The 22,262-nt window shown below is 70.4% G+C and carries 19 protein-coding genes, 4 tRNA genes, 1 pseudogene and 1 riboswitch; of the genes and pseudogenes, 13 read left to right on the plus strand and 11 right to left on the minus strand.

The window, feature by feature from the left end; all coding sequences use genetic code 11:
- From Q664_RS53795 to Q664_RS48270, 8 genes and pseudogenes are all read right to left on the minus strand, one after another.
- Window positions 1-1,641, minus strand: a complete 1,641-nt coding sequence (locus tag Q664_RS53795; RefSeq protein WP_152622790.1) for a Tox-REase-5 domain-containing protein — start codon at window positions 1,639-1,641, stop codon at window positions 1-3.
- A 185-nt stretch (window positions 1,642-1,826) separates the two neighbouring features.
- A complete protein-coding gene (locus tag Q664_RS48240; protein ID WP_084610967.1) occupies window positions 1,827-2,840 on the minus strand; it encodes a calcium/sodium antiporter in 1,014 nt (337 codons plus the stop codon).
- A 44-nt stretch (window positions 2,841-2,884) separates the two neighbouring features.
- Complete coding sequence (locus Q664_RS48245; protein WP_043413222.1) at window positions 2,885-3,355, minus strand: NUDIX hydrolase; 471 nt, start codon at window positions 3,353-3,355, stop codon at window positions 2,885-2,887.
- Window positions 3,352-3,903: pseudogene (locus Q664_RS48250) on the minus strand (DUF2380 domain-containing protein); the annotation flags it as partial. The gene Q664_RS48245 and the pseudogene Q664_RS48250, both read right to left, overlap by 4 nt.
- Window positions 3,904-4,257: 354 nt before the next feature.
- Entirely contained in the window at window positions 4,258-5,319 is a 1,062-nt protein-coding gene (locus tag Q664_RS48255) for a sulfate/molybdate ABC transporter ATP-binding protein (RefSeq protein ID WP_043413224.1), read from the minus strand.
- Window positions 5,316-6,164: a sulfate ABC transporter permease subunit CysW gene (gene cysW / locus Q664_RS48260; RefSeq protein WP_043413226.1), complete on the minus strand. Its 849-nt coding sequence runs from the start codon at window positions 6,162-6,164 to the stop codon at window positions 5,316-5,318. The genes Q664_RS48255 and cysW overlap by 4 nt, the downstream gene beginning before the upstream one ends.
- 12 nt (window positions 6,165-6,176) lie before the next feature.
- Entirely contained in the window at window positions 6,177-7,022 is an 846-nt protein-coding gene (cysT, locus tag Q664_RS48265; protein ID WP_043413229.1) for a sulfate ABC transporter permease subunit CysT, read from the minus strand.
- An 18-nt stretch (window positions 7,023-7,040) separates the two neighbouring features.
- Complete coding sequence (locus tag Q664_RS48270; protein ID WP_043413231.1) at window positions 7,041-8,090, minus strand: sulfate ABC transporter substrate-binding protein; 1,050 nt, start codon at window positions 8,088-8,090, stop codon at window positions 7,041-7,043.
- 304 nt (window positions 8,091-8,394) lie between these two features.
- Here Q664_RS48270 and Q664_RS53800 point away from each other — a divergent pair, with 304 nt between their 5' ends.
- The 3 genes from Q664_RS53800 (at window position 8,395) to Q664_RS48285 (ending at window position 11,733) form a co-directional block, all read left to right on the plus strand.
- The gene (locus Q664_RS53800) at window positions 8,395-9,210 is read left to right on the plus strand and encodes a hypothetical protein (protein ID WP_052519633.1); all 816 of its coding nucleotides are present in this window, start codon (window positions 8,395-8,397) and stop codon (window positions 9,208-9,210) included.
- Window positions 9,211-9,403: 193 nt separating this feature from the next.
- The gene (locus Q664_RS48280) at window positions 9,404-10,027 is read left to right on the plus strand and encodes a histidine phosphatase family protein (RefSeq protein WP_043413234.1); all 624 of its coding nucleotides are present in this window, start codon (window positions 9,404-9,406) and stop codon (window positions 10,025-10,027) included.
- 71 nt (window positions 10,028-10,098) lie between these two features.
- Window positions 10,099-11,733 carry a serine/threonine-protein kinase gene (locus Q664_RS48285; protein WP_043413236.1) on the plus strand — a complete coding sequence of 545 codons (1,635 nt, stop codon included), beginning with the start codon at window positions 10,099-10,101 and terminating at the stop codon, window positions 11,731-11,733.
- 55 nt (window positions 11,734-11,788) lie between these two features.
- Here the strand turns inward: Q664_RS48285 and Q664_RS48290 are convergent, their stop codons facing one another.
- Together Q664_RS48290 and Q664_RS48295 are read right to left on the minus strand one after the other, a co-directional pair.
- On the minus strand, window positions 11,789-12,163 hold the full coding sequence (locus tag Q664_RS48290) for a ComEA family DNA-binding protein (protein ID WP_235217168.1): 375 nt from the start codon (window positions 12,161-12,163) through the stop codon (window positions 11,789-11,791).
- Window positions 12,160-12,414, minus strand: coding sequence for a hypothetical protein (locus Q664_RS48295; RefSeq protein WP_043413331.1), 255 nt, complete (start codon window positions 12,412-12,414; stop codon window positions 12,160-12,162). Before Q664_RS48295 ends, Q664_RS48290 begins: the two co-directional genes overlap by 4 nt.
- 262 nt (window positions 12,415-12,676) lie before the next feature.
- Here Q664_RS48295 and Q664_RS59760 point away from each other — a divergent pair, with 262 nt between their 5' ends.
- From Q664_RS59760 to Q664_RS48340, 10 genes are all read left to right on the plus strand, one after another.
- Window positions 12,677-13,243 (plus strand): FHA domain-containing protein, encoded by a 567-nt coding sequence (locus tag Q664_RS59760; RefSeq protein WP_052519634.1) that lies wholly within the window; start codon window positions 12,677-12,679, stop codon window positions 13,241-13,243.
- Between the two features lie 6 nt (window positions 13,244-13,249).
- Window positions 13,250-13,483: riboswitch (cobalamin riboswitch) on the plus strand.
- Window positions 13,484-13,534: 51 nt separating this feature from the next.
- Window positions 13,535-15,532 carry a TonB-dependent receptor plug domain-containing protein gene (locus Q664_RS48305; protein WP_043413241.1) on the plus strand — a complete coding sequence of 666 codons (1,998 nt, stop codon included), beginning with the start codon at window positions 13,535-13,537 and terminating at the stop codon, window positions 15,530-15,532.
- 65 nt (window positions 15,533-15,597) lie between these two features.
- Window positions 15,598-17,154, plus strand: a complete 1,557-nt coding sequence (locus Q664_RS48310; RefSeq protein ID WP_235217169.1) for an MXAN_6577-like cysteine-rich protein — start codon at window positions 15,598-15,600, stop codon at window positions 17,152-17,154.
- Window positions 17,155-17,162: 8 nt separating this feature from the next.
- Complete coding sequence (locus Q664_RS48315) at window positions 17,163-18,044, plus strand: ABC transporter substrate-binding protein (RefSeq protein ID WP_052519635.1); 882 nt, start codon at window positions 17,163-17,165, stop codon at window positions 18,042-18,044.
- A 34-nt stretch (window positions 18,045-18,078) separates the two neighbouring features.
- Window positions 18,079-19,125 carry a FecCD family ABC transporter permease gene (locus Q664_RS48320; RefSeq protein WP_052519641.1) on the plus strand — a complete coding sequence of 349 codons (1,047 nt, stop codon included), beginning with the start codon at window positions 18,079-18,081 and terminating at the stop codon, window positions 19,123-19,125.
- Window positions 19,126-19,205: 80 nt separating this feature from the next.
- The gene (locus Q664_RS59765) at window positions 19,206-19,355 is read left to right on the plus strand and encodes a hypothetical protein (protein ID WP_160174665.1); all 150 of its coding nucleotides are present in this window, start codon (window positions 19,206-19,208) and stop codon (window positions 19,353-19,355) included.
- A 96-nt stretch (window positions 19,356-19,451) separates the two neighbouring features.
- A tRNA-Glu gene (locus Q664_RS48325) sits at window positions 19,452-19,523 on the plus strand.
- A 19-nt stretch (window positions 19,524-19,542) separates the two neighbouring features.
- Window positions 19,543-19,614, plus strand: a tRNA-Gly gene (locus Q664_RS48330).
- Between the two features lie 23 nt (window positions 19,615-19,637).
- A tRNA-Leu gene (locus tag Q664_RS48335) sits at window positions 19,638-19,712 on the plus strand.
- Between the two features lie 26 nt (window positions 19,713-19,738).
- Window positions 19,739-19,813, plus strand: a tRNA-Leu gene (locus Q664_RS48340).
- A 1-nt stretch (window position 19,814) separates the two neighbouring features.
- On the opposite strand, the gene Q664_RS48345 is transcribed toward Q664_RS48340, so the two are convergent.
- Window positions 19,815-22,175, minus strand: coding sequence for a hypothetical protein (locus Q664_RS48345; protein WP_052519636.1), 2,361 nt, complete (start codon window positions 22,173-22,175; stop codon window positions 19,815-19,817).
- Window positions 22,176-22,262: the final 87 nt, after the last annotated feature.

Raw genomic sequence — 22,262 nt, forward strand, 5'->3', positions numbered from 1 at the left:
TCAGGGAGGTGGAGTGAACACCACCTCAATACCCGTGATTTTGTTCGCTTTGAACAGCTTCTGCAGGATGGGCACCATGCGGGGCTCCGCCACGTGCCAGCGGATGGCAATGCCGTTGGCCACCCGCCATTGCCGCTGTGCCTGCTTGACGAGTCTGGCTGCACCTTTGAAATATTCCTTGGGCTCGAGGTTCGCGTCGAAGTGCTTGTCGTAGCCCAGCCCCTTGGTCTCCTGCAGCAGGCGTTGCTCCAATTCGAAGCCGTCGAAGTCGGCCTTCTCGCCGTTGCGCCACACGCGGTAGACCCAGCCCGCCGGGGCCTTCGACACCTTGTGCTGGAAGGCGCGCGAGCGCGGCGACATCCGCTCGTTCTTGGGCACCCATTGTCCCGGCCCCCCCACCGGCGGCACCCAGCCGCTGCCGCCACCCGAGCCCACCTTGGCCAGGTGCAGGCCCCAGGCGACGCTCAGCCCCTGGCCCGCCACCGTCACGGCCCGTCCGGGCACCGCCACCAGCCGCAGCACCAGCTCGCCCCGCTTCGTCAGCGTCAGCAGGGGCACCGAGAGCCGGCCGAGCTTCTCGCCCCACCCCACCGCCTTCACCGCCCCCGCCCCCGAGGTGCCCACCGTCAGCAGCACGTTGGCCAGCAGTCGCGAGCCCTCACGCACCCGCTCGCCCCGGGGCTTGTGGCGGAAGGCTTCCCAGTACTCGGGCGCGTTCTGCAAGAGCACGCGCACCGCGCCCGGCAGCCGCGTCAGGCCCTCCAGGCTCTCGCCGGGGTGGAAGACGAGGTGGGCCAGGCCCTCCAGTGTGTCTCCCAGCGCCAGCCCCGCTCCCTCCAGCGCCGGTAGCACCACGCCGTCATCCGGCACGTAGGGGCCCAGGGGCATGGCGCCCCGGGGCACCTCCAGCCCCGTGTCCACCGGCCACAACTGCCCGTCCTCCGCCGCGTAGAAGGGGCCCACCTCGTAGCGGTCCATCCGCGCGTGCAACTCCTCGCGCGTCACCGGCTCCGCGGCCGTGGCCACCTCCAGCAGCAGGTGCGCCGCCATGCGCTGACGGGGAAACTCCCCCAGTCCCGCCTCCGCCTCCAGCAGGTGGGCCAGCAGTTGCGCCGCCTGTTGAGGCGACAGGGTGCCGCCGTCCCCCGGCAACACCTCGGGGGACACGCCCACCTGCACCAGCAGGCCCTGGAAATGGTCCACGCTGAAGGGCACCGGCCAGGGGCGTCCCTCCCCCACCCCATCCCTCCAGCCCACGAGGCTCTCGTCCTCCAACTGCTCGTCCTCGCCTCGTACCGGGCGGCGTCCCCGCGAGCCGGACTCGTCCCCGGGGATGTCCGCCGTCAGGGCCGGGGCACCAGGCGCCTGCTCGTCGACGTCGTCCTCCGGGTCATCGTCCTCGTCGAGCCCAGGGGCGTCGCCGGGCGGCACGGCCGTACGGACGGAGTCGTCCACGGGCCCGGGCGGGCGCGCCGGGGTGGAGAGGGCCGGTGTCAGGCGGTGGGCGCGGGGGCTGGTGAGCAGCCCGGGGAGAGGCGTGCCCATGGCGCACCCGCCCAGCATCAGCAGCGCCAGCGTCAGCGGCACGCAGTGGGCGAGCCCCCGCCCGGCAGGGGACGAGGGAAGTGGAGACAGACACATGCGGGGCTCCGGGGACGGACCGTCCTCCCCATCGTATCTCCCCAGGCTGCCCCTCCCGGGTGCGTCGGTCCCTCACCCCCTGGACGCCGACGCGCCAGGCCAGCGCATCCGCGCGGAGGGGCCACGTCCCGAAGCCTCACGGACCTGTTCGGCGCCGGGCGGGCGGGGAGGGGCGGGTGGAGCGCTCACCCGGCCGCGCTCAGCCCCATCCACACCTGCCAGGCCATGAAGGCCAGGTAGAGCACGAGCAGCAGCAGCCCCTCGGGCCGGGTGATGGTCCAGTCGAAGGAGACGGAGAGGGGGAAGAGCAGCAGGGTGAAGCCCAGCAGCACCAGGAGGATGGACATGCCTCCCGCCGGCAGCGGCACGGTGGTCATCACCGCCACCGTCCCCAGGATGAGGAGCAGGTTGAAGATGTTCGAGCCGATGATGTTGCCGAGGGCCATGTCCGCCTGGCCCCGGTGCATCGCGATGAGGCTCGTGAAGAGCTCGGGCATGGTGGTGGCCAGCGAGACCACGGTCAGCCCGATGAGCTGCGAGGACATGCCGAGCGCCTGGGCCGCGCCGACGGCGCCCATCTCTCCCAGCTTGCCCCCGAAGCCCAGCAGCGCGAGGCCGCCGGCCACCATGGTGGAGGCGAGCTGCCACGAGACGACGGGCTCGTGCCTGGCGACCTCCCGGAGCTCCTCGGCGAACTCGGCGCCCACCCGCGCGGGTTTCCCCGCCGAGCGCAGCAGCATGGCCAGGAAGAGGCCGAAGCCCGCGATGAGCACCAGTCCCTCCAGGCGCGACAGGCCGGGGCGCTCCCCCTCGAGCAGGGGCGGCGGCAGGGCGAGTGCCAGCACCACCACCACCGCGCCGAGCAGCGCGGGCAGCTCCCGCCGCAGCAGGGAGGACTGCACCTTCACGGGCCGCAGCAGCGCCGACAGGCCGAGAATCAGGCCCATGTTGGTGAGCGAGGAGCCCATCATGTTGCCGAAGCACAGCGCCGTGTCGCCCCCCGCGGCCGCCGCCACGTTGAGCGCGAGCTCCGGGGCCGAGGTTCCGAAGGCCACCAGGGTGAGGCCGATGGTGAGGGGCCGGACGCCGCGGCGCTCCGCCAGGGCCACCGCGCCCTTGACGAGCAAGTCCCCCCCGAGCAGCAGCAGCACGACACCGCCCAGGAAGAGTCCCAGGGAAGTCAGCAATCCCGTTTCCATGGGCCTGTCCTATCCGAAGTCGCGCTCGCGCGCGGAGGGGAAGTTCAGGCTTCCTCGTCGGGCAGGAGCGTGAGGAGCAGCTCGTCGTCGGGACCGAGCGGGCGCCACCCGGGCGGTGGGGGGGTGGCGCGCAGCGCCGCCCTGGCCTGCTCGACGCGCTTCTCATGGGTTTCCGGGGTGTAGGCAGACCACGAGCCAAGTGCCTCGGCCACATTGAAACGGTTGGCGTCATCCATGACGGCTGGCCAACCGTCGGGGACGCTTTGGGCCAACATGCGCACGAGCACATCGCGCACGAAGCGTGTGACCTGCTTGCGCCTCTCTGCCTCGGCGAGCAGACCGCTCAATACCTGTACTCCGGCGACGTCGTCCTTGCCCAGCTCCTTGGCCAGCAAGTACAGCGGGACAGCGGGACGAGCATCCGCGAAGGCGGTGAGCGAATCGTAGCCAAGCGCGCGGACCCGTTCGTACAGACGTGCCTTCACGTTGCCCTGCCACGCACGTCCGTCGCTCATGGCCCTCTCCAGCGGATGAAGTTCACTGGGATATCGTAGTCCTTCATCCGCTTCGCGGCGAGACTCAGGACTTCGTTCCGCGTCAACATCCGTCCGGCGTCGACCTCGGCATCACGCAGCGCTTTCATGATCATCCGGTTCCATTCACCGGGCCAGGTACGCCCCAGCTTCCAGTTGCCGCCGCCATGGATGGCCTCGTGGTGCGCCCGCTCCAGCTTCACGCAGAACTGGTCGATGTCCATCTCGCCGGTGAAGCCGCGCTTCTCGAACCACTCGCGGAACTCCTTGGGCAGCACATGGTGCCGGGGGCGCCTTGCCATGCCAGCACCCGCTCTGTCCGTCACGCGGATGGCCCGCACCTCGGGCCCCTCGCCCAACGCCTCTCGCACGCCGCGCGGCAGCTCGCCGTGCGCCTTCATCGCCAGGCCGGCCTGAATCCGTACCGCCGCGCTCACGGCGGGCAGTGAGAGGACGCCCGTGCGCACCAGCCGCCGCATCATCTCCACCCACTCGGCGGAAACGACGAGGCGCGTGCCCATCATCACGCCGCCAGGGCTTGGCGCTTTCAATGCCTCGTGTGCGCCCTGGCGGTGGTGCGGCCCCCCGGGCCCGGGCGCGGACGGCTCACCAGGTCCTTGTACCCAGGAGGGGGCGGCGGTCTCGTGCGGCGTGTAGCACAGGTGCGTCTCCCGGCCCGGCGGCCGCACCGCCGCACAGGCGTTGCACAGCAGGGTCAGGGTGAGCAGCAGCCCCGTCCACGGCTTCACGGGCCCTTCCACCCATGAGCGCAGTGGCATCTCCCACAGCGTGGATGTCATCAGTGCCTCCGATGGTGAACTCCCATTCTGGAGGCACCTCCGACGAGTCCGGCCAGCCGGGAGGAGACCGGTGGATGCAAAGGCTCAAATGGCGAAGTCGCCGAGGAACACCTTGGCCATGCGCACGTCCGCGTGGACGTGGTCTCCCTCGACGACGCCCAGGTCATCGAACTCGGCGCGCGGCACCTCGACGGTGACCGTCTCTCCCGAGGGCAGCTTCAGCAGCACCTTCACGTAGCCGCCCACGGACTTCAGCCGCTCCACCCGGCCCGTGGTGAGCTCGTTGCTCCCGTTCGCGGGTTTGGCGATCTTGATGTCATGCGGACGGACGAAGGCCTGGACCGCCTCGCCCTCGCGGGCGCTCTGGGGCGCCTCCACCACGAGCGTGCCCACCTCGGCCCGGCCCGAGCGCACACGCCCGCGCAGGACGCTGGTTCCTCCCACGAACGAGGCGACGAACGGGGTCGCCGGCCGGTCGTAGATCTCCTCCGGCGGCCCCGCCTGGGCCACCCGCCCATCCGAGAGCACCACCACGTGCTGCGAAATCTCCAGCGCCTCCTCCTGGTCATGCGTGACGAGCAGGGTGGTGACCCCCGTCTGCTCGTGCAGGGACTGGAGCCACTCGCGCAGCTCGACGCGCACGCGGCTGTCGAGCGCGCCAAAGGGCTCGTCCAGCAGCAGCAGCTTGGGCTGGATGGCGAGCGCCCGCGCGAAGGCCACGCGCTGCCGCTGTCCTCCCGAGAGCTGTCCCGGGTAGCGCTTGCCCAGCTCCTCCAACTGCACGAGCTTCAGCATTTCGTCCACGCGCGCTTCGATTTCTCCGCGCGGCAGCTTGCGCGTCTCCAGCCCGAAGGCGATGTTCTGCCGCACCGTCATGTGCTTGAAGAGCGCATAGCTCTGGAAGACGACACCGATGCCGCGCTTCTGCACGGGCAGGTGCGTACACTCCACGCCCTCGATGCGCACGGAGCCGGAGTCCGGCAGCTCCAGCCCGGCGATGAGGCGCAGCAGGGTGGACTTGCCCGCGCCCGAGGGCCCGAGCAGGGTGGTGATGGCCGCGGACGGAGCGTGGAAGGACACGTCCGAGACGGCGGGCGTGCCCCCGGAGGTGAAGCGCTTGGTGAGTTGCTCGACGACGACGCTCATGCGGACTCCGCCTTCCACTCGACGTACTTCTTGACGGCCAGGGTCACCAGCGCGAGCACCGTGAGCAGCGAGGCCACGGCGAAGGCACCAGCGAGGTTGTACTCGTTGTAGAGAATCTCCGCGTGCAGCGGCAGGGTGTTGGTCACCCCGCGCACATGCCCGGACACGACGGACACGGCGCCGAACTCGCCCATCGCCCGCGCGTTGCACAGCAGCACGCCGTAGAGCACGCCCCACTTCACCTTGGGCAGCGTCACGTGCAGGAAGGTGCGCCAGCCGCTCGCGCCCAGCGACAGGGCCGCCTCCTCCTCGTCGTGCCCCTGCGCCTGCATGATGGGCAGCACCTCGCGCACCACGAAGGGGAACGTCACGAACACCGTGGCCAGCACGATGCCCGGCACGGCGAAGATGATGTGGATGTCGTGCTCGGCCAGCCACGGCCCCAGCCACCCCTGTCTGCCGAAGAGCAGCACGAAGACGAGCCCCGCGATGACGGGCGAGACGCTGAAGGGCAGGTCGATGAGCGTGAGCAGCACGTCCCGGCCGGGGAAGCGGAAGCGGGCGATGAGCCACGCGGCGGCCAGCCCGAACACCAGGTTGAGCGGCACGGCGATGGCGGCGGCCAGCAGCGTGAGGCGGATGGCACTCCAGGACTCGGGCTCCAGGATGGCGTCGAAGTAGGCGCCCACGCCCTTCTGCAGGGCGTAGGTGAAGACGGCCACCAGCGGCACGACGAGGAAGAAGCCGAGGAACGCGAGCGCCACGGCGATGAGCAGCCAGCGCACGGGGGCGGGCCCCGAGACGAGGCGCCGGTTGCGGCGGGGAGCGTGCGAGGTGGGGTGCATGGGGCGCGCGTCCTATCCGGTCCCCGGCCGGGTTTCGAACCGGCGATGGGTCCAGCGTTGCAGCAGGTTGACGGCGAGCAGCATCGCGAACGACACCGCCAGCATCACCCCGGCGATGGCCGTGGCGCCCGCGTAGTCGTACTGCTCGAGCCGGGTGATGATGAGCAGCGGCGCGATTTCCGTCTTCATGGGCATGTTGCCGGAGATGAAGACGACGGAGCCGTACTCGCCGATGGCGCGGGCGAAGGCGAGGGTGAAGCCGCTGAGCAGGGCGGGCATCACGCTGGGGAAGAGGACGCGGGTGAACACCTGCCAGGGCGTGGCGCCGAGCGTGGCGGCGGCCTCCTCCACGTCCGCGTCGATGTCCTCCAGCACCGGCTGCACGGTGCGCACCACGAAGGGCAGCCCGATGAAGGTGAGCGCGATGACGATGCCCACCGGCGTGAAGGCCACCTGGAAGCCGAGCGCCTCCAGGTGCTGCCCGTACCAGCCATTGCGCGAGTAGAGGGTGGTGAGCGTCAGCCCGGCCACGGCGGTGGGCAGGGCGAAGGGCAGGTCCACCAGCGCGTCCACGAGCGCCTTGCCCGGGAAGCGGTAGCGCACCAGCACCCAGGCCACCAGCAGGCCGAAGACGGCGTTGAGCAGGGCGGCGGCGAGGGCCGCCCCGAAGCTGAGCCGGTACGCGGCCAGCACCCGGGGCGCGGCCACCGTGTCCCAGAACTGCGCCCAGGAGAGGGAGAACGTCTTGAGGAAGAGTCCGGACAGCGGAAGGAGGACGATGAGGCCCAGGTACAACCAGCTGAGCCCCAGGGTCAGCCCGAAGCCCGGCAGGACGCGGCGTCGTGCGCTGCTGTGCATGGCGTGCGCGGCTCCGGACTACTGCGCCTGGGGGACGTAGAGCTGGTCGAAGGAACCGCCATCGTCGAAGTGCTGCTTCTGCGACTGCTTCCAGCCGCCGAACACCTCGTCGATGGTGAAGAGGCTCACGGTGGGGAAGCGGTGGGCGTACTTCGCGGCCACCTTCTGCGAGCGGGGCCGGAAGTGGTGCTTCGCGGCCAGCTCCTGGCCCTCGTCCGTGTAGAGGTACTGCAGCCAGGCCTCGGCCGCGGCGCGCGTGCCCTTGCGGTCCACGTTCTTGTCCACCAGCGCCACCGGCGGCTCGGCGAGGATGCTCACCGAGGGGACGATGATCTCGAACTCGTCCTTGCCCACCTCCCCGGTGAGCAGGAACGCCTCGTTCTCCCAGGCGATCAGCACGTCCCCGAGCCCACGCTCGGCGAAGGTGGTGGTGGCGCCGCGCGCCCCCGAGTCCAGCACCGGCACGTTCTTGAAGAGCCTCGAGATGAACTCCCGCGCCTTCGCGTCGTCACCGCCGGCCTTGCGCCGCGCGTAGCCCCACGCCGCCAGGTAGTTCCAGCGCGCGCCCCCGGACGTCTTCGGGTTGGGGGTGATGACACTCACGCCCTCGCGCAGCAGATCCTCCCAGTCGCGGATGGCCTTGGGGTTGCCCTTGCGCACCACGAAGACGATGGTGGACGTGTACGGCGAGCTGTTGCTCGGCAGCCGCTTCTGCCAGTCCGCGGGGATGAGCTGCCCCTTGTCGTGGAGCATGTCGATGTCGTACGCGAGCGCCAGCGTCACCACGTCCGCGTCCAGCCCGTCGATGACGGCGCGCGCCTGCTTGCCCGAGCCGCCGTGGGACTGCTTGATGACGAGCTTCGTCCCGTGCTTCGCCTCCCACTGCTTCGCGAAGGCGGCGTTGAGGTCCGTGTAGAGCTCGCGCGTGGGGTCATACGAGACGTTGAGCAGGGTGATGGGCTCGCCCTGCGCGGCCCCCGGCTTCGAGCAGCCTCCCAGCGCGGGCACGGCGGACAGCAGCAGCGACAGCAGGGCGGCGGTGAGCCTGCGAGCGGATGGCGACTTCATCGAGGTACCCCATGAAATTCAAAAGCCCACCGTCCCCCGCGGGGTGGTGGGCTCTCCAAGAACTCGTGACCGGCGGCCCTCAGGCTTCCGGCGGGCGAGCACCCACCCCCGTGGACCGGCGGCAACACACCTTCATGTGCGGGGCTCGGAGGGCGGGCATGAACGATTCACAAAGTGCCCGGCACCCCTCCGTTTGTCAAGCAGTGTATCCGTTATAGCGGATGGAGCCCCGGCGGGTACCCAAAGGTGGGTCTTCCTCGTATCCTGCCGCGCCCGGAATCCAGGGACAGCAAGGGGGTAGCCCATGGCGGACAGGAAGATGAACCTCGGACGCGAGCGGAAGCTCGACTTCTCCACGCTGGAGCAGACGGGGGAAGCGCCCTGGCGCTATCCGGAGCTGGAGCTGACGGATGCGACGCGCACGGCTCCGCCCGTGGTCGATGAGGACACGACGGGCAGGCTGATCGCCCCGGTCGATGTCCCGGTCGACGAGGAGCCGGAGCTGCGCACGGTGTTCTCGACGAAGGCGGTGCTCATCGCGGACCTGCTGAGGGACACGTTCTCCCGGCGGTTCTTCGGCCGCGCGCCCTACCGGGTGCTCCGGGTGGACGAGCCCGAGGGGCCCAGCACGGCGGGAGGACTCCTGGCCCGGCAGTCCATTTCGCTCGTGGCGCGAGAGGGGTCGGCGCCTTCCATCGTCTGCGGCTGGGTGGACACCGCGAAGCAGGAGGCGCAGCTGCGCTGCTACGAGTCGGTGGCCCTGCGCTACGCGTCCCACCACGGCATGGAGTTGGACCTGTCGCCGGAGCACTACGAGGGCTTCCTGGAGACCCTGGTGGAGACGTTGCTCTCTGGCGGCATCAAGGTCCGCGTGCTGGTGCTGGACGAGGAGGGCGTCGCGCTGAAGCGGGCGGTGGCGGGGGGCGGACCGGCGCCGAAGGCCCGGGGGCGCCGTGTGTGGGGGATCCGCATGCTGGCGCTGACGTTCGTGCTGGGGCTGGTGGCGGGGAGGCTGGTGCCCTGGGGCGGGGTGGATTCAGCCCTGATGGCCGTGGTGCGGGGGGCGGTCGCCGCCTGGACGAACGTGTCGGCGAGGGTAGGTGTGGCCCCGGCGGATTGATGTCCGCATGGGCGGTGGGTGTGCCCGGAGGGCAGGGAGGCGTGATACTGGGTGGGGTGACAGTGGAGTGGGCGATCCAGGGCGCCTGGTGCATGCAACGGATGGGGGGATGACGGGAGAAGAAGATGGGAACGAACACGGAGGTAGGTGGGACGTGGGTGTTCGTGGTGCTGCTCGGGCTGGGGGAGGGGTGATGGACTGGCGGCTTCCGAAGGGAATGACGCGGATGGTGTTGGTGCGCCATGGGCAGCCCGTGGAGGAGATGCGGGGCCGGTGCTACGGGCGGCTGGACGTGGGGTTGTCGTCCGCGGGCCGGTTGCAGGCCGAGCGCGCCGCGCGGTTCCTGGCCGAGGCGCCCCTGTTGCGCATCTACACGAGCCCCCGGCAGCGGGCCCGGGAGAGCGCGGCGCCGCTGGCGGAGCTGAAGGGGATGACGGTGGACACGGAGGCGGCGTTCCGGGAGATCGACTTCGGTCTCTTCGAGGGGCTCAGCTACGAGGAGGCGGAGCAGCGCTACCCCCAGGTGTACGCGGAGTGGATGGCGCATCCGACGCGGGTGCGCTTCCCCGAAGGGGAGAGCTACCCGGAGATGCGTGAGCGGGTGCTGACGGCGGGCCGGGAGCTGCGGACGCGGCACGCGGGCGAGACGTTCGTGCTGGTGTCGCACGGCGGGGTGAACCGGACGCTGCTGGCCGAGGCGCTGGGCATGCCGGACGCCAACCTGTTCCGGATGGAGCAGGGATACGCGTCGGTGAACATCATCGACTTCTATGGGGACGAGCCCATCGTGAAGCTGATGAACGTGACGTTCGGTTAGGGCATGGGCTTGCTCGGAGGGAGAAGGGGCGCGTCGGTGGTGGGCCGGGAAGTCGGCTAGACTGGCCTTCAATGGAAGCCGCCGCCCCCCGCGCATCGCACTCCGCACGTCTGCTGCAGGAGTACCTGGATCAGGACGTCGTCCCCCGCGAGATGTCCATCGCGCGCTTCATGCGGGCGATGACCCTGCTGAGTTGCGTGGCCGCGCTGCTGCTCGTCGGAGTGATCGGCTGGCGGCTGTCGCTGGGCATCGCGGGCCTGACGGGAGGACTGAGCCTCTACTACACGTTCATGCTGCGGGAGCTGCGGCGGGGCGGCTTCCACCCGGCGATGCAGTGGGTGGACAGCGCCATCACCGTGTCCATTCCGGCGGCGGTGTTCGTCATGGACGTGTACTCCCATGGCGCCGTGTACGCGCTCACCGCGCCACCGCTGGCGGCCTGGGGCGCGCTCATCGTGGTGTGTGCGCTCCGCGCGGGACGGAAGCTGGCCTACGCGGCGGCGGCGCTGGTGGCGCTGGAGTACATGGCGCTCTACCTGCTGGTGGCCCTGCCCCGGCTCCCGGCCGAACCCCTGAGCACCCTGACGTTCCCCATGGTGCTGCTGCGCTGCGTGTTCCTCTTCTGCTACGGGCCGCTGGCGGCGACGCTGGCCAGCCTCATCGTGAGCAAGGCCGAGGACGCCCTGCGCGCCATCCGTGAGAAGGACGTGATGGGGAAGTACTTCCTCCACGAGCGGCTCGGCGTGGGCGGCATGGCCGAGGTGTTTCGCGCCACCTACAGCCCCGAGGGTGGCTTCGAGAAGCAGGTGGCCATCAAGCGCGTCCTCCCGGCGTACGCGGACAACGAGGAGTTCCTCGGCCTCTTCCGGCGCGAGGCCGAGCTGGGCTCGCTGCTCATCCACCCCAACATCGTCCAGGTGCTCGACCTGGGACGGCACCAGGGCACCGTCTTCCTGGCCATGGAGTACGTGGACGGCATGCCGCTCAGCTCGCTCTTGCGGCGCGTGTCCTGGACGCGGCTGCCTCCCGCGGCGGTGGCCTATATCGGTGTCGAGGTCGCCGCCGCGCTGATGTACATGCACGGCCGCACCGGCCCCAAGGGTGAGCCGCTCGGCCTGGTGCACCGCGACCTCAACCCGCCCAACATCCTGCTCTCGCGCATCGGCGAGGTGAAGGTGTCGGACTTCGGCATCGCGCGCGCGGCCAACCAGCTCGCCCTCACCCAGGCACAGACGGTGCGCGGCAAGGCGGGCTACATGGCGCCGGAGCAGGCCTACGGCAAACCCCTGGATGGCCGGACGGACCTCTTCGCCCTCGGCCTCACCCTCCACGAGGCCCTCACCGGCCAGCGCGTCCTGCGGGGCGAGAACGACGCGGAGCTGATGCTCGCCTCCACCCGGCAGCAGTTGCTGCCGCCCTCCCACTTCGTGCCCGGCATCTCGCCCGCGTTGGACGCCATCATCATGGGACTGCTCCAGCATGACCGGGAACTGCGCACGCCCGCGGGTGAGGTGTTGCAGGACCAGTTGATGTCCCTCACCGGTCCGGAAGCGCCCTATCCCCATGGCCGGCAGCAACTCATCGGCGCCATGCGCGAGGCCACCACCCTGACCTCCGCGCCCGTCCAGCCCCTTCAACTCACGCCCGAGATGGCCCTCACCGAGAAGGCCGACGTCATCTCGCTGCCCCGCGCCTCCGGCCGGTGAGCAACGCACGGGAGGGAGGATGCCCGGGGGACGGGCACCCTCCCTCTCCGTACCCTCAGTGCTTCGCCACGGAGCCGGTGATGCGGACCTCGTCGGCCCGCACCGGCACCTTCTCCACCTTCAGCGTCGTCGGGCCCTGCAGCGTCAGGTACGGCTTGAGCTTCAGGAACTGCTTCTTGCCGAAGCCCTTCACCCGCACCAGTTCCTCGATGCGCTTGAAGGCCCGCTTCCCGCGCCAGGTGACGATGCGCTGCGCGGCCTTCTCGCCCACGCCCGGCAGCAGATCCAACTGCGCCACCGTCGCCTCGTTGAGGTTCACCACCCCCGTGTACTGCGTCCGCGTCTTCGCCTGAGCGGCCTCCGCGCTCCCGGGCCCCAGCCACAGCCACAGCCCGAGCACCGCGGCCACCCGCATCACCCCTCCGCTCACGAGTGGCCTCCCACCGGCAGCGAGTCCAGCCCGCCGTCCAGCCCGTAGCGCCCACCACCCCCCGCCTGCATCGTGTCCTTCTTGTCCCCCGCCTCGCGCACGTGCAGCTTCCCGTCCAGCGGCAGCACATCCAGCAGCACGTTGAGCGAGCCGTCCTTGTTCACGAACGCGCTCCCCGCCCGCACCCAGATGCTCCCGCCCTTGCCCTCGCGGATGGAGAACACCGCCAACCGCTTCCCCGCCGTCAGCATCTCGACCACCTTTGTCCTTCTCCTTCGCGCCTCCATGGCGCGGTTGTCCGCTGCACAGAGCAGATGCCGTGCCAGCGGTGTTTTCCTCGGGGCGCGTTCGCGCGAGGCGTACAGCAACGCCTCATGTGTCCGAAGTACGGGACGGGCGCGCACTTCCAGCGTGGCTGTCCCGCTCGTGTTCACCGGCCGAGGGGGGACTGGCTCGGATCACCCTCCATGCACACCCTCTCGCGTATCCCCTCGCGTGCTGGAGGGCTGTCCCGTGCATCTGAAGTTCTCCGCCCTCGCTTCTCAGTTCCTCGATGACCCGCACTCCGTGCGCCACGCCGTGCGTTGGCCGGTGTTGGTGTGGGAGGCGCCTCCCATGGGAGTGCGTCCTCTCTTCACCCGAAGCACCATGACGGGCCTCTCGCTGCGCCGGCCCACGCTCGCCGAGCCCCTCGTGCTCGAGGTGCGCAAGCGGCCACAGGGCCTCACCTCGCCGGTTCCGGGCATCACGCTGGGGCGTACACCGGACAACGACATCGTCGTCGAGGACCCCACGGTCTCGCGGGTACACGCCACCTTCAGCGAGGAGAAGCACACGGGCGTCTGGTACGTCGCCGACGACGGGAGCCACAACGGCACCTGGCACAACGGCACGCTGTTGATTCCTGGCCGGCCCACGCCGTTGTTCGACCGGGCCTCGCTGCGCTTCGGCGACGTGCTGGCCACCTTCGTCGACTTCTCCGCCTTCAACCAGTTCATCCTCGACTGGCTGGCGCGTCACTCCCGCGGGGCCCGGGCGACCCCGCACGTCACCGACGGTGGCTTGACGCGCGGGGGTTGAGCCCCTAGGAAGGGCCTGCCCTTGGGTGCCCATGCCGGGCCTTCAAGAGGGAAGCCGGTGCGAGTCCGGCGCGGTCCCGCCACTGTGATCGGGCAGCCCTGAGGTCAGGGCAGGGATCCTCGGCAGTCGCCACTCCGGCCTTCCAACCGGGGGAAGGTGGAGGAGCCCTTCTGGGAGACGCGGCGTGCGTCTCGGCCGGAGCCCGGAAGCCAGGAGACCTGCCCAGGGGTGTGGGCGCGAGCTGCCCGCGTTGGCCTTCTCTCTTCGACGGAGAGAGCGGAAGGCGGGTACATGCGGCGGTCGCACCTCGCCGGGCGGTTGCTCTGCCTGGCGCTCAGCACGAGCGGTTCCGCGCTTGCGCAGCAGGCGGCGCCGCCTCCCCAGGAGACTCCGGCCCCACCGGCCCCGGACGCGCCTGGGGGCGAGCCCTTCCGCGTTCCCACCGTGCAGGTGGTGGAGACGGCCGAGGCTCCCGCGCCCCCGGACTCGGCGTCACGGAGGGACCCGAGCGGCGCCCTCACCGTCATCCGCGTGGACGAGTTCGGCGGCGCGGCCCGGGACACCGCGGCGATGCTGTCCACCGCTCCAGGCGTCACGCTGCAGGACGTGGGCGGCTACGGGCAGAGCAAGAGCCTCGTGGTGCGGGGCGCGTCCTCCAACGCGACGCTGGTGCTGCTCGATGGCATTCCCCTCAATGGGCCCGGAGGCATCGCGGACCTGTCGCGCGTGCCCGCGGCCATGGCCGAGCGTTTCGAGGTGCTGCGCGGCGGCGCGGGAGCACGCTACGGCTCGGGAGGACTGGGCGGCGTCGTCAACATCATCACCCGCCGTCCCGGTGTGGACGCGCGCGTGTCGGGTGAGCTCTCGTACGGGAGCTGGGACACGGCGCTCGGGTGGCTGTCCGCCTCGGGGCCGCTCGCGGGCGGCGAGGCGCTGGTGCTCGTCCATGGGGGCACTTCCAGCGGGCGCTTCCCGTACCTCTTTGATCCAAGCCCCACGCTGCCCGGAGATGCGCTCGTCGAGGAGCGGCGCACCAACAACGACGCACGCGGGGCAGGGGGGCTGCTGCGGCTGCGGCGCGAGCTGGGTGGGGGGTTCTCCGCGGACCTGTTGGGGGAGCTGTCCTTCGACGAGCGTGGCCTCGCGGGCACCTCGCAGAATCCGAGCGTGGATGCGCGGCAGTCGGGAGGACGTGGCTCGGCGAGCCTGCGGGTGATGGGCACGTTGCCGGGTGGCGTGCGGACGAACGCGCGTGCGTATTACCGCCGGGACCGGATCGCGCTGGCGGGTGGCTCGTGGAGCCAGTCGGAGCCGCAGGTGCAGCAGTTGGGCGGGGTGGAGCTGGAGGGGCAGGTGTTGCTGGGCGGATGGCACGCGCTGTCCGCGGTGGTGAGCGTGGGCGGTGAGTCCGTGACCGCCGCCGACACGAACGAGGCCTCCGGGGGAGAGCCGTCGTGGCTGCGCGCGAGCGTGATGGCGATGGACGAGGTGCTGCTGTGGGACGGGCAGCTCACCGTCGCGCCCTCGCTGCGCGTGGATCGTGCGGGCCCGTACACGCTGCTGTCCCCGAAGGTGGGTGTCACCGTGGAGCTGCCCGCGGACTTCGAGCTGCGCGCCAACGCCGGACGGGCCCACCGTGCTCCCTCGTTCCTGGAGCTGTACGTGCGCCAGGGCACGCTGCTGCCCAACCCGGACCTGCGCCCCGAGAGCGCCCTGTACGCGGACGCGGCGGTGGTGCACCGCTCGGACGAGTCCTTCGCCTCGGTGGGCGGCTTCGCGAGCCTCTACGAGGATCTCATCTCCTACGAGGCCTACCCGCCCGGCGCCGCCAGGCCGTACAACTTCGCCAGCGCGCGGGTGGTGGGGCTCGAGGCCGAGGGCGAGTGGCGCCCGCATCCGTTGCTCTCCGGCGCCTTCAGCTACACGCTCACCGTGTCGAGCGACCTGCAGCGGGATGAGCGCTTCTACCTGCGTGAGCTGCCCTACCGGCCCCGGCACAAGCTGGCGGCCCGGGTGATGGGCGGGCCCCGGTGGCTCACGGGGCGCATGGAGGTGGTGGCCCAGTCGGCCCATTCGCTCACCCGGGATGGCTCGATGTCGCTGCCCGGGCGCGCCTTCGTTCATGCCGGATTGGCCAGCACTTTTGGCTCGCGCCCGGAGCTCACGGTCTCCTGCGAGGTGAAGAACCTCTTCGATGCTCGCGCCGAGGACTTCGTTGGTTACCCCCTCCCCGGCCGCGCCGTGTACCTGTCGGTGGCCGGGAACTTCTCCGGGACGGAGACACCATGAGCAGGAAAGACCCTCACCCCAGCCCTCTCCCAGAGGGAGAGGGGGCATACACGGCGCTACTCCTGGTGACACTGTCCCTGTTGTTGATGGGGTGTCCGGACGAAGGGGCTTTGTGTTCCGAGGGGCAGACGCGCTGCGGCGATACGTGCGTGGACCTCTCCAGCACCTCGTCCCATTGTGGCGCCTGCGGCGTGGTCTGCTCCTCCACGGAAGTGTGTGTCGAGGGCGGCTGTCAGTGCCGCTCGGGCGCCACGTCGTGCGGTGGCGAGTGTGTCGTCACCGCATCGGACCCCGCTCATTGTGGCGGCTGCGCGGGGGAGGGGGGCACGGCCTGCGCTCCGGACCAGGTGTGTGAGCAGGGGCAGTGCAAGGCGGCCTGTTCGCTGGCGACTTCCGAGCGCTGTGACCGCTCGTGCGTGGACCTGGACACGGATGCCTTCCACTGCGGTGCCTGCGGCAACGTGTGCGCGGACTCGCGGAGCTGCCGGGGCGGCACCTGCACCTATGACGTCATCGCCGCGTGCTTCAACACCGGGCAGGTGGTGGGCATCCAGGCCGGGCCGGACGTGAAGGGGCCCTCGGTGGCGGTGGGGACCAGTCCCCAGACCGTCGCGCGCATGCAGGACGTGTTGCTGGTGCTGGATGCGTCCATGCGGCTGCGCCAGGCCCGGCTCTCCGACTATGGCGAGCTGCCCGCCTGGAACGTCACGGGTCTGGTTCCCAACCACCTCCTCGTGCGCGAGCCCTACGTCTTCGTCCTCAACTCCACCAGCAACACGCTGCAGGTGCTCCGGCGCGACGGGGAGCCCGCCGGTGGTACGGGCCCCCGCTTCCCCAATGGCATCCCGCTCACCGACGTGGGCAGCGTGAACTTCGGCGCGAATACCAACCCGTATGGCTTCGTGCTGGATGGCTCGGACGTCTATGTCACGCTGCTGGGCAACCTGCAGACGGATGCGTCCGCGGGCGGCAAGGTGGCCCGGGTCTCGGTGGCCGACCCCACCGCGCCCACCCTCACGAACACCTTCCAGTTGCCCACGGGCGAGGCCCTGAAGCCCTTCCCGGGCCGCACCACCGCTCCCTCACCCGCGGGCATCGCCGTGCACCAGGGCCGGGTGTACGCCGCGCTCGGCAACCTGGACCTGCGGGATTACTCCGTCGGAGGTCCCGGCTTCCTGGCCCGCATCGATCCCGCCACCGGCGCGGTGGAGCCCATCGAGCTCGGCACGGGCTGCCTCAACCCGTTCTGGCTCGTCCCCGTGGGCGAGCGGCTGCTCGTGAGCTGCGGCGGCGCGGGCGTCTATGACCGCAATTTCAACCTCATCGACGTTCAGGGCACGGGCCTGGTGTTGCTCGGCACGGACGGCCGCGTGGTGGCCTCGCTCGCGCTGCGGTGCCCGGCGGGGACTTCGTGTCCGCTCCCGTCCGCGGGCCGTTTCTCCGTGGTGGGCAGCCGCGCCTACGTGGGCGATAACAACGCGGGCCGCGTCTTCGTCGTCGAGGTGGTGGGTGACTCGCTCGTGGAGCGGCGCGGGCTGGGGCCCGGTGCCGAGCCCCCCATCCTCGCCTGTCCGCGCAGCCGTGGGCCCTCCCTCGTCGGTGATGTCGTCGCGATTCCCTGAGCCTCCCCATGAAGACCCGTCTCGCTCCGTTCGTCCTGCTCGCCGCGCTGTGCCTCGTCACCGCCGTGCACGCGGCTCCTACCCAGGGAGGGCCACGCTTCCTGGGCCCCAAGCCCCCCGAGAAGGTGAAGCGCGTGGTGACGCTCGTTCCGTCGCTCACGGAGACGGTGATCGCCCTGGGCGCCGGGAGCACGCTGGTGGGCGTTTCGACCTTCGATGAGGCGAAGGAGGTCGCCGGCCTTCCCCGGGTGGGAGGCTTCGTGAATCCATCCATCGAGCGGGTGGTGGGTCTCGAGCCGGACCTCGTGCTCGTCCAGCCTGGTCCTGGCAATCAGCGCGCCGTGGAGACGATGGCCCGGGTGGGAGTGCCCATCCTGTTGCTGCCACTCCATACCGTCGCGGACACGCTGGAGGCGATGCGTGCGGTGGGCAAGGCCCTGGGGAAGCAGAAGGAGGCCGAGGCCCTCGTCCAGGGCATCGAGTCCACCCGGGCCCGCATCCGTGAGCGGGCGAAGGGCTCCCAGGCGCCCCGAGTCCTGTTCGTCTATGGCTTCGAGCCGCTCGTCGTCGCCGGGCCGGGCTCCTTCGCGGACGAGCTGTTGCGCGATGCCGGAGCCATCAACGTCGCCTCCGAAGCGGGCTCGGCGTACGCCGTTTATTCGCTCGAGCGCGCGGTGGGCTCGCGGCCAGAGGTGGTGGTGGATGCCGCGGATGTGGACGTGGGCAAGGACAAGGTGGCCGCACTCCCGTCGCTCTCACAAGCCCGGTGGGTGGAGCTGCCATCCATGGCGCTGCTACAGCCGGGGCCCTCGTTGGGGCGCGGGCTGGAGGAGTTGTTCGCGCTGCTGCATCCGGCGGCGAAGAAGCCCGACGCGGGCACCCCGCGCTGAACGTGGAGCACGAGGGATGGGTCAGCGCCACATCATGAGAAGGGGATTCACTCCCGCCCGGGCGCTCGGGCTGTGCGGTGCGTTCCTCGTCTTGTTGCTCGCCACGTTCGTGCCGGCCGTCTCCTTCGGGGAGTGGCCCGTGTCCCTCGTCAAGGTCTTCGCCCACCCTGGTTCCACGGACAGCCATGTCTTCTGGTCCGTCCGGCTGCCGCATGTCCTGCTGGCGGCCATCGTCGGGGCGGGGCTCGCCGCCTCCGGCTCCACGCTGCAGGGCGTGCTGCGCAATCCCCTGGCGGATCCCTTCATCCTCGGCGTCTCGGGAGGCGCGGCGCTCGGGGCCACCCTGGCCCTGGCCCTGGGTCTGGCCAACGTGGAGGATGTGGCCCCGGGGCTGGGAGGGGGACTGGCCCGCCTCTCCGCGCCCGCACTGTTCGCCTTTCTCGGAGCCGTGTCGGCCATGCTCTTCGTGCTCGCCATCAGCCGGGGGCACGGTGGCCGGGCTCCCCATGCGGTGCTCCTCACGGGCGTCATCTTCAATACCTTCGCCGCGGCGGCCATCACCCTCATCAAGACCCTCGCCGGCCGGGACAGGCTGGAGGCGATCCTCTCCTGGCTCGCCGGTGACCTCGGTTCGGAGGAACCCGGGACGCTCGTGCTGTCCGCGCTCCTCCAGGCCGTGGCCATCGGGGTGATGATCGCGCTCTCGGGGCGGCTCAACCTGCTGACCCTGGGAGATGAGGACGCGGCCTCGCTCGGAGTGCCCGTGGTCCGGACCCGGCGGTGGTTGCTCCTCGCGGCGAGCGCCAGCGTGGCGGGGGTCGTGACGCTCTCGGGGCTCGTTGGCTTCGTGGGACTGCTCGTGCCCCACCTGCTCCGGCTCACTCTCGGGCCCGACCAACGTCTCCTCGTACCGCTCTCGGCACTCGGGGGCGCGGCGTTTCTCACGCTCGCGGACCTGCTGGCGCGGCTGCTCTACCCCGTGTTCAACCAGTCCATTCCCGTGGGCGCTGTCACGGCGCTGCTTGGCGGACCGCTCTTCCTGGCGCTCCTGTACCGCAGCGGGCGGCTCACGGCGGGCTGAGGGGCATGCGAGGCGGGTGAGCGGGCGTTGTCAGGAACGGATTTTCGCCGCGTCTTTTCTCGATGAAAGGAGCGGTGACCATGACGACGGTGACGAAGAACAGCCCGATGAACCTCAAGCACCTCAACGACACTGACGCTGGCATCGACGCGCTGACGCGTCCCGGTCTGGATGCCGCTCTGGACCTCCCCGGCCTCGAGCTGGAGGGTGGTCTACCGCCCGGACTCTGAAGCTTCCGCGACCTCGTCCCAGACGAGGCGTGGGACTCAGGGGCCGGGCTCCCAGAAAGGGACCCGGCCTCTTGTCGTTCCGGGTCCTGCTCTGCTGCCCCGTTCGTCTATCGGCGAGGACACCGCGCTCTCAATGCGGAAAGACGGGTTCGACTCCCGTACGGGGTACACGCAACACCAGCAACATGCGGCCGTGGCCGAGAGGTGAGGCCCCTGAGCGCCACTCAGGAGAACGCGGGTTCGACTCCCGCCGACCGCTCTTCGCAGTCCCAGCAGTCCCATGCCGGAGTAGCCCAACCTGGTAGAGGCGCCAGATCGAGAGTCTGGAGGTTGCGGGTTCGACTCCCGCTTCCGGCACACACAGTCCAGCAGTGGAAGCACATGCCGCGGTAGCCCAACCTGGTAGAGGCGCTGCGTTCAGAACGCAGAGGTTGCGGGTTCGACTCCCGCCCGCGGTACTCAGAGGTTCATGCCGATGTTTCCCAGCGAGATGCTGGGTCCGAAGATGAGGGCCCATCGGCCCACTTCCCTTCCGACGGAGCCGTCCGGGAGCTTGATGAAGTAGGCCTCGCGGAACTCGTAGGCTCCCCAGACGTGGATGCTCAAGGCGGCCTGCCCACCCGTGGAGCCTCCTCCCAGCGGGACGCGGATGCCCAATCCCGCGACGGCGGCCAGCGTGGGGGGATAGTCGTTCAACAGTCCTCCCGTCTGCACGAGCCCCACGCCCATCAGTCCCAACTCCAGTCCGAGCAGTCCCTCCTTGCCCTGCTCGTCCAACAACGTGAGCCGGGACAGCAGGCCGAAGTTCAGCGTGAGCTGCCCCGTCGGCTGATTCAGCCGGTAGAGGCCGCTGGGGATGGTGGCGGTGGCGTACAGGCGCAGCCGCGAGCCCTCGACGGTCGCCGACCACTGCACCGAGGGCAGGCTGGCCCGTGACGAGGGCGCCGCGAGCAGGTAGCGCGACTCGTCCACGATGTGGCTGACGCGTACGACGATGCGATCGAACTGCTCGAGCACGTTCTTGAGCCAGAACGTCCGGGGCTCGCCGCCTGGCTGGAGCACCATGCGCTCGTTCACCCGCGCGGCCTCTCGCGCCGAGCCGCTGGCGGACGTGACGTCCACCTCGAGGATGATCTCCTGCAAGCCATCCTCGGGCCGCAGCCGCTCCCGGTGGATGATGATGCGGCAACTGTCACGCGCCTCGAAGGGGATGCGCGTCGGCTTGCCAGGATGGATGCGCTGGGAGTTCCCGTCCTTGTCGGCACACAGGAACTCGATGAGTGGCTCCTCGGACTCGGCCGATGCGCTGAGCTGCGCGGGCACCGAGGCTTCCCGCAGCGCCCGTTGGGTCCGCTCGTACACGACGGCGAGGTCCACCGAGCGCAAGGCCTGCGGCAACCCCTCGACGCGGTAGCCGAAGCGCAGCGGGACGAAGCCGCTGTTGTTCTCATCCCCGCGCACCCGGAAGCGCCCCTGCTCGGTCCGCACCGAGTAGGCCCCCTCGACGGACAGCGGCACGAGCCTCGTGCGATCACCGGGAGACGCCACCGAGAGGTCCGCCTCCCGGTTGGTGGGAATGAAGTCGATCTTACCGAAACCGGGAAGCTCGAGACGTGCGCGAGGGGAGGGGGCCGTGACGGTGTCCGCCGCGGTGGTGGCGATCACGGTCGGGTCCACCTCGGAGCGGGTGGCCGTGAGGGTCAGCCGGTCCGCCCCCAGGCGCCCCACCCGCAGCAGCATGAAGGCCGCCTCGTCCTCCCGGACCACCTGGGTCACCCCGACGGGCTCGCCGTTGGCGCGCCAGTGGAAGGTCCGCGCCTCGGACGCGCAGCGCGGGTCCACCCGCACCACCACCCGCATGTCCTCCGCGCTCCTCAGCGGCGGTCCCGACACGAGCTCCACCGGGCAGTGCAGGAGTTGCAGCACCGCGGAGGCGCTGCTGTCGAGTGCCTCGCCTCGCGCGACGAACACCCGGGGCACCAGGCGTACCCGGAGGCCCAGACTCGTGACGAGGCCCGGCACGGCGCGCACGGAGACGCCGCCCTCGTTCAGCTCGCAGCGGGCGGGGCCACAGTCGACGGACGCGATGGCCTCGGGGTGTGGCAGCGCCAGACGGCCTTCTCCCGTGGAGAGATCCAGGGCGGGCACTCCCGGCAGGACCGAGGACAGGATGACGCGGCTCGGGCGCACTTGCAGCTCCGAGGATTCGAGCCGCCGGCCCGAGGCATTGAAGGTGAGGACGCCTTCACCGAAGCGCGCCCCCGCCGGAAGCAGGAAGAGGGACACGTCCGCTGGCACACCGCGGCGCACCGGCAATACGCAGGGTTGCGGAGCCTCCGAGGGCCCGGTGCCGAGGCAGGTCTCGTGTTCCATTCGCGCGTCGCGAGTGGGGCCCGGCCAGAACACCTGCGCTCCCGCCAGCCCTCGTCCGCGCAGCTCGAGCCGCCCCTCGTCCGCGGCCAGCAGTACGCTCGCCGGCTCGACTTCCGGGAAGGCCCCTGTCGCCACGAGCGTGAGCGTCTCCTGGGGGCCCGTGCAGCCGCTCGCGGCGGGCGCCACCTGCAGCGTCACCGGTTGGCCCACGCGTTCACTGCCTGCCCGGGGTGGGCGGACGGAGCGTGAATCCTCGCCCACCGTCCAGCCCTCCGACGCCTGGCCGCAGACGACCCGGTTGGGAAGGAGCAGGGAGTGGCCCCCGATGGGCGCCTGCACGACGGTGGCCTGCGCCCACGCCGTGCCGCCGAGGAGCGACCACGCGACGAGCAGGGCAACCCACCCTGGAGAAGCGAGAACGGCGAAGTGCTGCGAACGCTGCGGCAAGAGATCTCCCTTCGCCCGAGCGGTAGTGGGGGCAGACCGTTTTGTCAATCGCTCCAGGTTTGAGCCGGCGTTGTCAGGAATGGATTC

Source organism: Archangium violaceum Cb vi76 (genome assembly GCF_000733295.1).
Classification (GTDB): Bacteria; Myxococcota; Myxococcia; order Myxococcales; family Myxococcaceae; genus Archangium; species Archangium violaceum.

What these genes read in the sequence shown, in the direction of transcription:
- Q664_RS48280 (WP_043413234.1), top strand. Translation starts at nt 9,404, where the DNA reads ATGGACTGGCGGCTTCCGAAGGGAATGACGCGGATGGTGTTGGTGCGC.
- cysW (WP_043413226.1), bottom strand. Translation starts at nt 6,164, where the DNA reads ATGCACCCCACCTCGCACGCTCCCCGCCGCAACCGGCGCCTCGTCTCG.
- cysT (WP_043413229.1), bottom strand. Translation starts at nt 7,022, where the DNA reads ATGCACAGCAGCGCACGACGCCGCGTCCTGCCGGGCTTCGGGCTGACC.
- Q664_RS48245 (WP_043413222.1), bottom strand. Translation starts at nt 3,355, where the DNA reads ATGAGCGACGGACGTGCGTGGCAGGGCAACGTGAAGGCACGTCTGTAC.
- Q664_RS48320 (WP_052519641.1), top strand. Translation starts at nt 18,079, where the DNA reads ATGAGAAGGGGATTCACTCCCGCCCGGGCGCTCGGGCTGTGCGGTGCG.
- Q664_RS48305 (WP_043413241.1), top strand. Translation starts at nt 13,535, where the DNA reads ATGCGGCGGTCGCACCTCGCCGGGCGGTTGCTCTGCCTGGCGCTCAGC.
- Q664_RS53795 (WP_152622790.1), bottom strand. Translation starts at nt 1,641, where the DNA reads ATGTGTCTGTCTCCACTTCCCTCGTCCCCTGCCGGGCGGGGGCTCGCC.
- Q664_RS53800 (WP_052519633.1), top strand. Translation starts at nt 8,395, where the DNA reads ATGGCGGACAGGAAGATGAACCTCGGACGCGAGCGGAAGCTCGACTTC.
- Q664_RS48270 (WP_043413231.1), bottom strand. Translation starts at nt 8,090, where the DNA reads ATGAAGTCGCCATCCGCTCGCAGGCTCACCGCCGCCCTGCTGTCGCTG.
- Q664_RS48255 (WP_043413224.1), bottom strand. Translation starts at nt 5,319, where the DNA reads ATGAGCGTCGTCGTCGAGCAACTCACCAAGCGCTTCACCTCCGGGGGC.
- Q664_RS59765 (WP_160174665.1), top strand. Translation starts at nt 19,206, where the DNA reads ATGACGACGGTGACGAAGAACAGCCCGATGAACCTCAAGCACCTCAAC.
- Q664_RS48295 (WP_043413331.1), bottom strand. Translation starts at nt 12,414, where the DNA reads ATGCTGACGGCGGGGAAGCGGTTGGCGGTGTTCTCCATCCGCGAGGGC.
- Q664_RS48285 (WP_043413236.1), top strand. Translation starts at nt 10,099, where the DNA reads ATGGAAGCCGCCGCCCCCCGCGCATCGCACTCCGCACGTCTGCTGCAG.
- Q664_RS48240 (WP_084610967.1), bottom strand. Translation starts at nt 2,840, where the DNA reads ATGGAAACGGGATTGCTGACTTCCCTGGGACTCTTCCTGGGCGGTGTC.
- Q664_RS48315 (WP_052519635.1), top strand. Translation starts at nt 17,163, where the DNA reads ATGAAGACCCGTCTCGCTCCGTTCGTCCTGCTCGCCGCGCTGTGCCTC.